General features: G+C 39.8%; 13 protein-coding genes. 9 read left to right on the plus strand and 4 right to left on the minus strand.

Annotated elements, in window-relative coordinates:
* Positions 1-307: 307 nt before the first annotated feature.
* Together JW841_10760 and JW841_10765 are read left to right on the plus strand one after the other, a co-directional pair.
* Positions 308-580, plus strand: coding sequence for a type II toxin-antitoxin system RelB/DinJ family antitoxin (locus JW841_10760; GenBank protein MBN1961417.1), 273 nt, complete (start codon positions 308-310; stop codon positions 578-580).
* The gene (locus JW841_10765; protein MBN1961418.1) at positions 567-848 is read left to right on the plus strand and encodes a type II toxin-antitoxin system YafQ family toxin; all 282 of its coding nucleotides are present in this window, start codon (positions 567-569) and stop codon (positions 846-848) included. The genes JW841_10760 and JW841_10765 overlap by 14 nt, the downstream gene beginning before the upstream one ends.
* Before the next feature lie 185 nt (positions 849-1,033).
* On the opposite strand, the gene JW841_10770 is transcribed toward JW841_10765, so the two are convergent.
* Positions 1,034-3,658 carry an AMP-binding protein gene (locus tag JW841_10770; GenBank protein MBN1961419.1) on the minus strand — a complete coding sequence of 875 codons (2,625 nt, stop codon included), beginning with the start codon at positions 3,656-3,658 and terminating at the stop codon, positions 1,034-1,036.
* Between the two features lie 164 nt (positions 3,659-3,822).
* Between JW841_10770 and JW841_10775 the strand changes: the two genes are divergently transcribed.
* A complete protein-coding gene (locus JW841_10775) occupies positions 3,823-6,423 on the plus strand; it encodes a M1 family metallopeptidase (protein ID MBN1961420.1) in 2,601 nt (866 codons plus the stop codon).
* A gap of 4 nt (positions 6,424-6,427) precedes the next feature.
* Complete coding sequence (gene smpB / locus JW841_10780; GenBank protein MBN1961421.1) at positions 6,428-6,952, plus strand: SsrA-binding protein SmpB; 525 nt, start codon at positions 6,428-6,430, stop codon at positions 6,950-6,952.
* Positions 6,953-6,983: 31 nt separating this feature from the next.
* Here smpB and JW841_10785 read toward each other — a convergent pair whose 3' ends face one another.
* The 3 genes from JW841_10785 to JW841_10795 all read right to left on the minus strand — a co-directional run bounded on the left by JW841_10785 (position 6,984) and on the right by JW841_10795 (position 9,910).
* On the minus strand, positions 6,984-7,778 hold the full coding sequence (locus JW841_10785) for a 3'-5' exonuclease (protein MBN1961422.1): 795 nt from the start codon (positions 7,776-7,778) through the stop codon (positions 6,984-6,986).
* 14 nt (positions 7,779-7,792) lie between these two features.
* A complete protein-coding gene (locus JW841_10790; GenBank protein MBN1961423.1) occupies positions 7,793-8,551 on the minus strand; it encodes a hypothetical protein in 759 nt (252 codons plus the stop codon).
* Between the two features lie 135 nt (positions 8,552-8,686).
* Positions 8,687-9,910: a trypsin-like peptidase domain-containing protein gene (locus JW841_10795; protein ID MBN1961424.1), complete on the minus strand. Its 1,224-nt coding sequence runs from the start codon at positions 9,908-9,910 to the stop codon at positions 8,687-8,689.
* Between the two features lie 131 nt (positions 9,911-10,041).
* On the opposite strand from JW841_10795, the gene serC reads away from it, so the two are divergent.
* The 5 genes from serC to JW841_10820 form a co-directional block, all read left to right on the plus strand.
* Complete coding sequence (gene serC / locus JW841_10800) at positions 10,042-11,130, plus strand: 3-phosphoserine/phosphohydroxythreonine transaminase (GenBank protein MBN1961425.1); 1,089 nt, start codon at positions 10,042-10,044, stop codon at positions 11,128-11,130.
* A gap of 130 nt (positions 11,131-11,260) precedes the next feature.
* The gene (locus JW841_10805; protein ID MBN1961426.1) at positions 11,261-11,539 is read left to right on the plus strand and encodes a CopG family transcriptional regulator; all 279 of its coding nucleotides are present in this window, start codon (positions 11,261-11,263) and stop codon (positions 11,537-11,539) included.
* On the plus strand, positions 11,536-11,949 hold the full coding sequence (locus JW841_10810) for a VapC toxin family PIN domain ribonuclease (protein MBN1961427.1): 414 nt from the start codon (positions 11,536-11,538) through the stop codon (positions 11,947-11,949). The genes JW841_10805 and JW841_10810 overlap by 4 nt, the downstream gene beginning before the upstream one ends.
* A gap of 213 nt (positions 11,950-12,162) precedes the next feature.
* Positions 12,163-12,408 carry a hypothetical protein gene (locus JW841_10815; protein ID MBN1961428.1) on the plus strand — a complete coding sequence of 82 codons (246 nt, stop codon included), beginning with the start codon at positions 12,163-12,165 and terminating at the stop codon, positions 12,406-12,408.
* A gap of 3 nt (positions 12,409-12,411) precedes the next feature.
* Positions 12,412-12,733, plus strand: a 322-nt coding sequence (locus tag JW841_10820) for a PIN domain-containing protein (GenBank protein ID MBN1961429.1), incomplete at its 3' end; no start/stop codon positions are given.

The raw sequence follows: 12,733 nt of genomic DNA on the forward strand, positions 1-12,733 counted from the left end.
ACTCTCTACGTCATGCCCTCGAAAGAGGGCATCCAGTAAAGCCTAATAAAATCGATCAATTACAGAGATGAGATCAAGAGTCAGCTTTTAGTGAGGATATAAGGGCGCGGTACATAAAAAGCTACCATAGCCAAAATTACCACTATCCCCGTTTGTATGGCCTTGTAGGTAATTGTATATTACACGATTACCATCGCAGTTGGCTAGATGTTTGATGTTGGCGATAAACAATTTTTCTTTTTTAGGAATTATTTTTTAGGAACATTATTTTTTAGGAATCTTGTAGGAATCAGCAATATGCGATACGATGTATCTCATGCAAGCAACAACTATGATCCATGTTCGTATTAATGAAAAAACCAAAGCCCGTGCAACCAAGGCACTCGCCGCAATGGGCCTTTCTGTTTCTGATGCTGTGCGGGTAATGCTTACACGTGTTGCATCTGAAAAAGCATTACCCTTTGAGTTGCGAGTACCAAATACTACGACACGTACTGCCATAGCCGAGCTTGATAGTGGTAAAGGTAAAAAGTTTTCTAATGTAGACGAATTAATGAAGGATCTTCATGAGAACGATTGAGAGATCGTCAGCCTTCAAACGAGATTACAAAAGAGAAGCAAAAGGTAAGCAACGCCCTACGCTTGATGACGACTTACAAACAGTTTTAAAAAAACTATTAACTGACCAGCCGCTTGCTCAATTTTATCATGACCACAATTTGAGTGGCAATTGGAATGAGTATCGAGAATGTCATATCTATCCAGATCTCTTGCTAATTTATCGTAAGTCAAACGACAATACTCTTTACCTGGCGCGACTCGGCTCACATAGTGAACTATTCGGCTAATTGACCGCTCGACTAGGTAATAAATATTAACTTTGGTTTTGTCATAATAGCTATCTGCATTGTTAGATGATGCACCATTAGTTGATGCGCACGCCGGTAAATATGGGGAAGTAACCCCATTGCGACAACGGGGAGAAAGAGGTATTCACCTCTCTCTTACCCACTCAAGATCGTAAGCCTCGTCGCTAACTAACTTTATTTAACATTGCCTGCAGTGCTCGATAGTCAACTTTACCCGTGCCCAGCACTGGTATTGCTTCAATAGGAATAACTTTACGAATGTTATGTAAGGCTGATAAACCCGCAGCACGAATACTTTGATTAACTTGGTCGCGAGTTAATTGTGCCACAGTAAACAAACATAATTCAGGGTTAGTTTCGTCAGCCGTGGCTACTACGGCTAACAGAGGTTCTCCACTTGAATCATTAGCAACTAATGATATTAGCACATCTTCGATCGCTGGTAGTGAAACCATTTCACCACCAAGCTTAACAAAGCGCTTAAGTCGACCCACAAAGAAAAGGCTACCACTTTGATCAGCTCGTACTAGATCACCAGTGCGATACCATTGTTTGCCGTTATATTCGATAAAGGGCGAAGATCCGTTATAATTAAGGTATCCAGTAAAAATACTAGGCCCGCGAACCAGTAGCATACCATCGATACCAGTTGTTACAGGCTGATGTTGCTCAATATCAATAATAGCATGTTCAATAGATGGCAGCGGCAAACCAATTGAGCCACGTTTGGGATCGCATTCGCGATTGACACTTACTACCGGTGAACATTCAGTAATACCATAACCCTCAAGCACTAATAAGTGTGGCCAGCGCTTGGCGAGGGTTTCGTATAAACTATCAGGGCATTTTTCGGCACCGGTAACCGCCATACGCAAACTATTGAGTTGTTCATCATTAGCATAACGAGCGACACCCGCTAAAAATGTTGGTGTGCCTACCATTATCGTGGCGCGATATGCGGCAATTATTCGTGCTAAAGCTGCGCCATCGGTAGGATTGGGGAAGTAAACACAAGCAATACTAGTGCAAAGCGGTAGTAAAACAGTACCAGTGAGTCCAAAAGAATGAAATGGTGGCAAAAAGCCTATTATTTTGTCGTCACTATTAAATTGAATAGAATCAACGATGTCACTAAGATTAGTTAACAAATTTTTATGCGATAGCGGTACTGCTTTTGGCAGACTTTCTGAACCAGAAGTGAATAAAACGACAGCAGTATCAGCTATTGTTGTCTGTTGCAAAGAACGCCAAGATAGTCTCGCAGTTAAAGCAGCTTTAAGTTTTGCAGCGATACTTATCTGCTTGCTCATACTATCAAGTAATAAAAATTTATCTTTTACAACATCTAAATCAATACCTTGCTCATTAAGTTTAGTTAGTAAGGGAGAAACAGTAACAACGTGTTGTACGCCCAACATATCTAAACCATGCTTAATATTGCGGGCGCCAGTGGTCCAATTAACCATCACCGGTATTTTACCGGCAAAAAGAGTAGCCAAATAAAGAACCGCAGCGCCAACTGAAGCCGGTAGCATAATGGCAACATAATCACCTGCAAGTTTGGCAAGGTGCGGACGCAGCACAAGAATAGCGGTGATCAAGTCACGATAGCTGCGAGTACCGCTAGTTTGATCTGCAATAATAAGGCGATTTGGATCAAGGGCAGCTTGCTTTAAAAAGGCAGAGGCAATGTTTTCAGCTTGAGGCAGTGCTATTTTAATTGTGCGTTTAGTATACCAAGCAGATGAGATTTTTTTTAATTCAGCACTCACAGATGCTGACTGACCAATGGCTAATAACAATAAATCATTAACGCTATCGAGGTTAATTGGATCAGTACAACTATAGCCAAATTCTTGCTCAACCCAAGCAATAATCTCGGCGCGTGCTAAACTATCAAAGGATAAATCGCGTGAGAGCGACGCTTCGTTAGTTTTAGGTGTTTGCCCAGATATTTCATTAATTTTGGTAAATATTTGCTCACGGATAGTATTAGGAACAGCAGCTTCTTTGGTAATGTTTGTCTTTGACAGTTGTGGTTCAGGTAATTGGTATGAATCACCGCGTTGCCAAAATTTGTAGGGTACATAAAGATTGGGTTGCTGGTTATCGTTATAGAATGATTCAAGATAGTTATTGATATGTTTTTTATCACTATCACGAGGAAAATTATCAGGCTCAACTAACTCGATAGTTACTTGACGTTTGGGCATGAAAAATAAAAAATTGACTAATAGTAGACCAATACCATTAAGCAAAGTGCCAATAAGATTTGGTGGTTTGCCAGAACCCCAACTAAAACGAGAACCCCATAAGCCGCTGGTACGTATCAGTACAATACGACAATATGGAACTTTGGCGAGGATTAATTTGACGGCTTTTTTACCGCCGAGATCTTCGTTATTTGAGCGGCTTAAACGTCCAGCCGGATAAAGCAATAAATTTTCGCCTCGTTTTAAGGTTTCGCTACATTCATCAAGAGCACGGGCGACATCTTGTTTACTGGTGGTTTTATAAACTGCAGGATCTGGAAGCGGAATGGCGCCAAAATGGAGGGCCACCTGTTTGATAAATGGCAAAGAAATGCGGTCTTTATCAGCAAGAGAACGAGGTCGAAATTTACGTAAAAGACTGAAAAAAACTATTACTGGGTCAATTAGCGCCGGATGATTGGGCAAAAATAAAATACCTTTACATCCACGTTCAACAATAGCATTAAGCCCATTTATTTTTATGCGATAGCGTAAAAGCAAAAGTAACCACACTACTGAATAAAGCAAAGAGTTCACAGCTTTATACTCCAATGAAAAAGTTGCAAATGATTATCATTAATTATCAGATTTATCTTTAAGATTTATTAAAAAGTTCATTTGCCTATCCAGGTTTTAAATAACAGCTAATAGATTCATTACCATGCTTGCTATCTGCCACAGCATCGTTATACCTACTTCTTATGGCCTCTACTACATATCGTCTTCCTCGTCAGGTGATTCCAACTGCATATGAAATAAATCTTGATGCCACACCGCGTCGTAATACTTTTAGTGGTGTGCTTGTGCTTAAAGCGCGTGTAATAGTTGCGGCTAACAGTTTTGAGTTAAATGCTATCGATTTAAAAATTTCAGATGTTGTTGCGTATGTTGGCAAAAAAAAATTATGCGGTCGTGTAAAACAACATAAAGAACATGAGAGTGTTGAGTTGATATTTCCACAGCCTTTAGCAAAGGGCAAACTTGAACTCTCGCTCGCTTTTACCGGCAAATTAAACAATAGCATGCATGGTCTTTATTTGGCTAAAGATGGCCCAGAGCGTGCAATTGTTTCACAGTGTGAGGCAACTGATGCACGGCGTATTTTTCCGTGTTTTGATGAGCCCGACTTAAAAGCAACTATTAAATGGACCATTATCACTGATCCAGATTTAACCGTGATTACTAACGGCGTGCAAAAAAAGGTTAGTAAAGGTCGAAAAAAACCCATTCGGGCCACCTATTTTTTTAAGCCGACCCGCGTGATATCAACCTATTTAGCAGCGGTAACTATTGGCAAATATGTTGCAACACCAGTCAAACGTATTGCGGGCATTTTGTGCCGTGCGCTTTGTGGTGAAGGTAAACTTGAACAAACTTCATTCGCCCAAGAGGTTACGGCTTGGGTGTTGCCCTGGTATCAAGATTATTTTGGGCAAAAGTATAACTATCAAAAGCTCGATCAAGTTGCAGTGCCAGGCTTTGATGCGGGCGCGATGGAAAATGTTGGCGCCATATTTTACCGCCAAAGCCTTTTACTTATGGATGCTGGGGCTACTAGTTGGCAGGCACAAAAGCGAATCGCCGAAGTTGTCGCTCATGAAATCGCGCATCAATGGTTTGGCAATCTTGTTACCATGTGCTGGTGGGATGATTTATGGCTTAATGAAGCTTTTGCCACTTGGATTGCCTTTAAGACTATTGATCAATTTAAACCCCATTGGCGCATCTGGGATGAATATTTGCAATCTAAAGAAACCGCTCTTGATGCCGATTCTTTAGTTAACACCCATCCAGTATACACACCGGTACAAAGTCCCGCTGAAGCCACTGAACTATTTGATGTTATCACTTACGAAAAAGGCGGTGGGGTGCTGCGCATGATTGAAAGTTACATTGGCGAAGAAAATTTTCGCGAAGGTATTCGCCAATATCAAGCAGCTTTTAAAAACGCTAATGCTACCGGAAAAGATTTATGGCAAAAATTGGCGCATGCATCATCGCAACCTGTTGATGAGTTAATGCAAGGTTGGATTAATCAAAAAGGATTTCCGTTAGTAACAGTAAATGCTAGTGAAGTTAATAATTGTATAGTATTGCATATTTCACAGCGGCGGTTTTTTGCTAACGCCAGTGAAATGCAAAATGAACATGAGCAACTTTGGCCTATCCCCTTAATTATTCGCTATGGCAGCGGTAATGGTTCAGCAGTTCATCGTTTGGTTTTACATAAACATGAACAAACAGTGACATTACCAAGTGACACAAAAGCTGCGTGGATTTTTGCAAATGATGGTGCGACAGGTTTTTATCGGGTCAAGTTAGCTGATGATTTGCTTGATGATTTGCTTAAACATGGCATCGATAGTCTCGACCCTGCTTCACGCATGAGCCTGATTGAAGATCAATGGGCATTGGTAAGGGCAGGACTATCTGACATCGAATGTTTTATGAATATAATTAAAGAATTTCGCAATGAACGTGATTATCTCGTGGTGCGCACTATTGCTGCGCGTTTAGCGTATTTTGAACAACGCTTGGTACGTGATGAAGACCGCGAATTGTTACGTGAGTTTGTACGCTGGTTATTTACTGAACAGCTTGAAGATTTGACTTGGGATACTGAACCCGATGAAGATGAAGCACGAGCGGTGCGTCGTGCTGCAGTGATTCGGACGCTTGGTGATGTTGGTAGGGATGTTTCAGTTTTAGAAGAAGCCGAGCGCCGAGCTCAAGTTGAAATGCAACAACCAGCAAATATTGATCCAAATTTAGCAGGCGTTATCGTTGCACTTGGGGCTTTGCGTGGTGGACGCGAGCGTTTTGATAAATATATGCATGTTTATCAAGATCGAAAAAAACAACGGACCGCACCTGAGTTGCAAGCGCGGTATTTAGGGGCGTTATATTATTTTGAAGATACTGAAGCTATAGATATGGTTTTATCTTCATGTTTAAATGGGTCTATACCGCAAGAACAACTACGTCTGGTGTTGATACCATTGTTAACGCGCAATGCGACGCAACGCACCGTATGGGAGTTTGTCAAACAACACTGGCAAGACATTGGTACCCGTGTTGGCCTTATGGGCGTGTCAAGATTAGTCGAGGCCACGGGTGCCCTGCCAGTAGAATTAGCCACGGATATTGCAGAGTTTTTTAAGAAGCATCCTGTTGATGAAGCCAAACGTGCTCTTGCAAAAGCGCTTGAGGCATTGGAGTTACGCAGAGAATTAATCGAGCGTGAAGCATTACGCTTATCTGATTGGTTGCAAGAACGCTCTTGGATAAGTATAAACGAGTAGAGTTATGGCAAATAACAATCAAGCAATAAAACCCAAAAAAGGCGGATCAAATTCTGGCAAAAAGAACACCGCAGATGAAGTAAATAAAATTATTTGTCAGAATAAACGTGCTCGTCACGATTATACGATAACGCGTTGTCTTGAAGCAGGTTTAGTGCTGCGTGGTACTGAAGTAAAATCATGCCGTGAAGGCGGTGTTTTGATCCATGAAGCATATGTGCAAGTAATTCAAGGTGAAGTATTTTTAATCAATAGTCATATAGCCGAATATCGCCAAGGCAATCGTTTTAATCATGTACCTGATCGTTCGCGTAAATTGCTTTTACATGAGCGAGAAATTGCAAAACTAGAAGTAGATTTAAGGCAACGTGGGCAGGTAGCGATACCCTTAAAAGCGTACTTTAAAAATGGACGTGCCAAACTTGAAATTGGTATTGGCACAGGCAAGAAAAATATTGACCGCCGTCAAGATATTAAAGAACGCGAATGTAAGCGTGATTTGCAACGTACTATGAGGCGTGCTCGTTGAAAAAAAGCAATAAATAATTTATTGGTAAATACTAATGGTGATTTGCGCGAGTCGGAAAATTACCTTCTAATGCAGCTTTAATAATAGTTAAGACTTCCGGTGAGAAATCTTGAGTTGCCATCCAGCGTAAATAGTCTGGGTTTTCGTCTACCATTGCTTGTAAAGATCGGTGGCGATGTTTGCCAAAACCCAAAACGGCAACATTGTCTTTCCAAATTATTCTACCATTAGGATCAAGCCAATCAGAGTTAGTGGGGTGGCACAACTCATATAAAAGATCAACAGATGTTGGTAAATCCGTATAGCGTGCCACTTGGGCGACTAAAATATCAGCGGCAGCTTCAGCATCAGCTTGAGCGCTATGAGCGTGATTTAGTTCTGCACCACAATAAAAACGATAGGCGGCACTAAGATCTCGCGCTTCTTTCATTGTATAAATGCGTCGCGAATCAATGACCATTGTCGGATTTTCAGGATAAGTAATATTAGCGCGTGCAAACTCGTGTTGTAATATGGGAAGATCAAATTTTTCGATGTTAAAGCCGGTTAAATCGCAATTACGTAAAAATATTAATAATGATGGTGCCATTGAGGTAAAACTCGGTGCTGCAGCAACATCGTTATCACTAATGCCGTGTACTGCTGTTGCTTCAGGCTTAATTGGTATTCCAGGGTTGATTAAGTGAGTGCGAATATCACGTTTGCCATGCGGCATTAACTTTACACAACTTATTTCAACTATACGGTCATTAACGGCATCTAAGCCTGTAGTTTCAAGATCAATAGATACAATCGGTCGAGTAAGAATAAGTGTGCGTTCGGACATGAATTAAATTTTTCTTACAGCCAATCAACCCCAACCAGAGCACTTAGTAACCAGCCAGCGCCGCCGCGTGCAATCGAGCCGGGATTATCAGGTAAAGCATCAAGTACATTAGTACTATCAATGCGAAGTTTTTGGTTATTATCAAATACCAAACCTAAAGCATAAGGAGAATAACCAATCTCAATACTTATCGGCCAATTATCAACCCCAAAATATTTTATGCCAACTGCGGCGCGAGTTTCTATTAAACCGCCTTTGGCATTTACGTTAACGGTGCTTCCAGAAGTGGGCTCAAATTTTTTTGAGTAAGCATATGAAAGAGCAAAGCCAACCGATAGATAAGGAAAGAGGTTAAATTCATCGATTGTCCACCCATAGTTAATTGGGTAACATCCAAAACCTATGGTTTTAAATTCACTTGATAAGCCAATAGGCAATTCAAGTTTGGTAAAATAACCATCACCTCCCAAATGAAAACTTGGAATGATTTGTAACATGCCAGTATTAAGATTTAGATCCTTCATTAAATAATGTGGTTGTGAAGTACCATTGGTTTGGTTGTATTCATCAACCTTTTCATTAACATTATCAAAAGCTTCTTTAAGTTTATCACCAGCATAAGGCACTTTTGCTGCTTTTAAATTTATTTTTTTATAACCGAAGCGTATTCCAAATCCAGCCCAGCCCATTTCAAAGGCATTAGCTGGTTGCGCTGCAAGAGATAACCCAACGACGCTAATGCAAGCTAAACAAAAGCCAATGTTTCGCACCATATAGGTTTTCTCCTTGTTCGCAAATACCGTACTAAATTTCTCGTAATAATTAAAGACGCAGAATACAGCTACATATAAAGCATTTATGCTTTTTAGTAATAATAGCCTGTTTTTACCCAATTTGCCTGCTTTGTTTTACCGTCTTCGTTTCTTTTTACCTTTCTTTTTCTTTTTCTCTTTTTTATTAGCAGCAGCGGTAGATTTACTCGCCATATTCCATTCTTGTTCTAATTTATCGCCTTCACTTTCTTCAATAGCACCACAAATATTTACCAAATCGGCAAATGGAATTTCACCGCTATTTCGTTCATCAGCAAGAGTTAACGTGAGCGCATGTACCTCATCTTCAGTAACTTTTGAACAAAAGAGTGAAAAAGGAATACGATAACGCAGTTCACCCCATTCATAAGGAGATATTTGGGTATTGATATAATCAGCCCCAAATTGTGATTCGACATTTTTTAATAGTTCTTGTTTTTTATCTTCGGGTATAAGAACCCATTGTTGGCTCTTGGCGGCAAGACTGCCTTTGGCAATTGTACGGCGTGCACGAAGCTGATCAATGGCCTCAATTTGATATTTTATCGGCTTAGTATGCGAGCCTTCAGCTGCAGGTTTATCTAGCATGATTATGCGTCCGATTAAGGCTTTACGTGAATAAAATTGCTCAACCCTTGGACGTTTGTAGTTTGGTGGTGGCAGCAATTCTTGGTTTTTTTTAGTTGCTGCTTCATCACGCATCTTAATGAATTGGGCTGATGGTTCTTTTGCCCCTAAAATTTTGGTAGTTAACGCCTGCGGACCAGTAGTGAGATATTCAATTGGTAGTACATACGTAAGATTGTCACCTAGAGTGAAAGCAAGCAAACCAACCAAACGGCCATCAGGACCAAAAACACCAGTGCCTTCATCATTTTTTGGCGGTATAAAATCGATCTCCATATAGGCGCGTCCTTTATGGATACGCCAGGCGGTAAATTTAGCGGTTTTTAACGCAACTGTAGTGCCATCTTCACCACTTTGTAGGGTTAAAATATCACCCGGTTTTAAAGTGCTACTATTGCCAATAGCAGCCCCGTCGAGTTTGGCATTACGCGCAATTAAAACGCCAAAATTACCATCACGCTTTTGTAACCCGGCGTTAACTGCCTTACCTGCATGAATAAATTGTGTTTCACCAGTGGAAGGCACTAAACTGACATCACCAATTACATGCTCGTCGGTTATTAATACTCCACCACGACCAGTGAAACCATTAGTGATTTGAACAGCATAGGCCTTTGCGGCTTCTTCGGGGGTTTGGGTTTTGGTGCAACTGACTATAACCAAGCAAAAAACTAGTTTTAGGTATCTGTGCATCCGTGTCCCCTTAGGTTTGGTTACTATTGTAGAGACACTTGCTATTTACGGCAACGGTTAATGCTTGCTTAATTGACAACTTTAGTTTAGGCGAGCATTCCAACAAGTCTTCGCGAACTAGGAGTTCAATCATGGTGAAGCGTATTCATAATTTCAATGCTGGTCCAGCAGCTCTTCCTCTACCGGTACTTGAACAAGTACAAAAAGAGCTACTCGATTTTCAGGGCAGTGGTATGTCAATTATGGAAATGAGTCATCGTTCAAAAGTTTACGATGCAGTGCATAATGAAACCATCGCTAATATAAAGAAGTTATTAGGTATTGGTGATGAGTATTCGATTATATTTATGGGTGGTGGGGCACGCAGCCAATTTGCTTTGGCCCCGATGAATTTACGCGGCAAGGACGGATTCGCTCAATATGCGATTACCGGTAATTGGGCAGAGGGTGCCTTTAAAGAGGGTAAGAAGCTGGGTGATGCACGTGAGATCTTTTCGTCAGCGGCTAGCAAACACGATCATGTCCCTGAAGAAGGTACTATAAAAGTTGATCCCAATGCTGCCTTCTTTCATTACACCAGCAATAATACGGTTGAAGGAACGCAATGGCATTATGTGCCTGATACCGGATCAGTACCTCTAGTTTGCGATATGTCGTCAGATTTTTTAAGTCGCCCATTTGCAGCTAATCGTTTTGGGCTCATTTATGCGGGTGCGCAAAAAAATATTGGTCCCGCTGGAGCTGTCGTTGTGATTATTAGAAAAGACTTACTGGCTCGCTCATCAGATAATTTGCCTGATATGTTTAGCTACGCCAAAATTGAAAAGCAAAACTCGTTGCTAAATACCCCACCGGTCTTTGCTATTTATATTATTGGGTTAGTGGCCAAGTATTTGCTTGGGTTAGGTGGTCTTGCAGGCATAGAGCAACGCAATAAAGAGAAAGCCAACCTACTTTATAACGCTATTGATGAGTCAGGCGGTTTTTATAAACCGCATGCGCAAAAAAATAGTCGCTCGTTGATGAACGTTACTTTCCGGCTGGGTGCTACTGAATTAGAAGAGAAATTTATCGCAGCGTCCAAACAAGCAGATATCGAGGGAATTAAAGGCCATCGTTCAGTTGGTGGCATGCGCGCTTCAATTTACAATGCGGTATCGCTTGATTCAGTTAAAGCTCTAGTTGATTTTATGAGTGAGTTCAAAAAACAAAACGGTTAGTGGTTTTATTACTGTCGATCCAATAGAAATTTCTTTTTTTTAGTTACTCTAAGCAGACATGGAAATTTATGAGGTCGCACTCACCATGTTGCTCCATACAATTGACAAATAGCAACTATTGTCATACGCTATGTATGACTATTTTTCTGGAGCAGTTATGCGTCGTTTAAATGCTCGCCTTGATGAAGAATTTACTAAGAAATTTGAATTAATAAAAAAAAGAAATGCCATGAATGATTCAACAGCGATAAAAGCGGCTATTGATTATTATTATCAACATGTTTGTAAAAAAGGTGCTACACCAATAAAAGAATTATTAGCTGATTTTATTGGCTGTGCTGAAGGTAGCACAGAGTTATCAAAAAATTATAAAAAATTACTCAATTCAACCTTAAAACATAAATTATGATTATCGCCGATACTGGTTTTTGGTTAGCTTTAGCAAACCGTAAAGATAAATATCATTTACAAGCAGTATCTACCTTAAGGCAAATAAATGAAGACTTAATTACAACATGGCCAGTTTTTACTGAATGCTGTCATTTATTATTAACTCGTTTGTCATCTGATGCGCAGATAAAATTTATTCGCTCTATTATGGCAGGCGCTGCAAATATTTTCGCAATAAAAAATGAGCATATGCCACGAATAGCAATGCTTATGGAAGAGTATCATGACCTGCCTATGGATTTGGCTGATGCTTCGCTTGTTATTTTAGCAGAATGCTTAGGTTCTGGAAGAATTTTATCAACAGATCAACGTGATTTTCATACTTATCGATGGAAATCGCATAAACCTTTTAAAAATTTGCTTCTATAGTACCATATCTCAATCGTGAAACTTTTAGTTGATATGAATTTGGCACCAGAATGGTGGGGCTCTTGTACGGCTTTAAGTGGTGCACCTTGCATTGCCAGTCGTGAAGCAAAGGTATGATGTAGCGTAACCTACCTTCCAAACACGCAAATCCAAACGCAGTTGACTTTTATTATGTTTGCCGTATAAATAAATTATATACGGCAGGAGATGTTTATGTACACCAAATTAACTTTACGTATTGAAAAAGATATAATTGATAAAATAAAATTATTTGCAATGACTAACCAACAAAGCGTGAGTAGCCTTACTGAGAATTTATACAAAGAAATTATTGAAACAGAATCGCCAGAAAAGATGGAGTTATCACCAATCGTTAGAAAATATAAAGGGATCATTAAGAATAACGACATTAATGACCGTGAAGAAATTACCAAATACCTTACAAAAAAACATAAGTGAAGAATGAAGAAGGTTTACTTAGACTGCAATATAATTCTTGATTGGCTTATGGATAGAAATCCTTTTTCTATATACGCCTCAAGACTGGTGACATTAATTGAAACAAAAAAAGTAATTGGTTATGTTTCACCATTAATACTTGCTAATACATATTATATTTTAACCAAACAGTACGATAAGAATGTAGGATACATGTTTTTAAAAGATTCTTTAAAAATATTTAAAATATTAGAATTAACTGGTGAAATAGTGAGGAATGCCTTAAATTTTAAAAACATTGATTTTGAGGATGATCTACATTATTTCACCGCACAAACCCATAAAA

The organism is Deltaproteobacteria bacterium (genome assembly GCA_016931625.1).
In the GTDB taxonomy this organism is placed as follows: Bacteria; Myxococcota; XYA12-FULL-58-9; order XYA12-FULL-58-9; family JAFGEK01; genus JAFGEK01.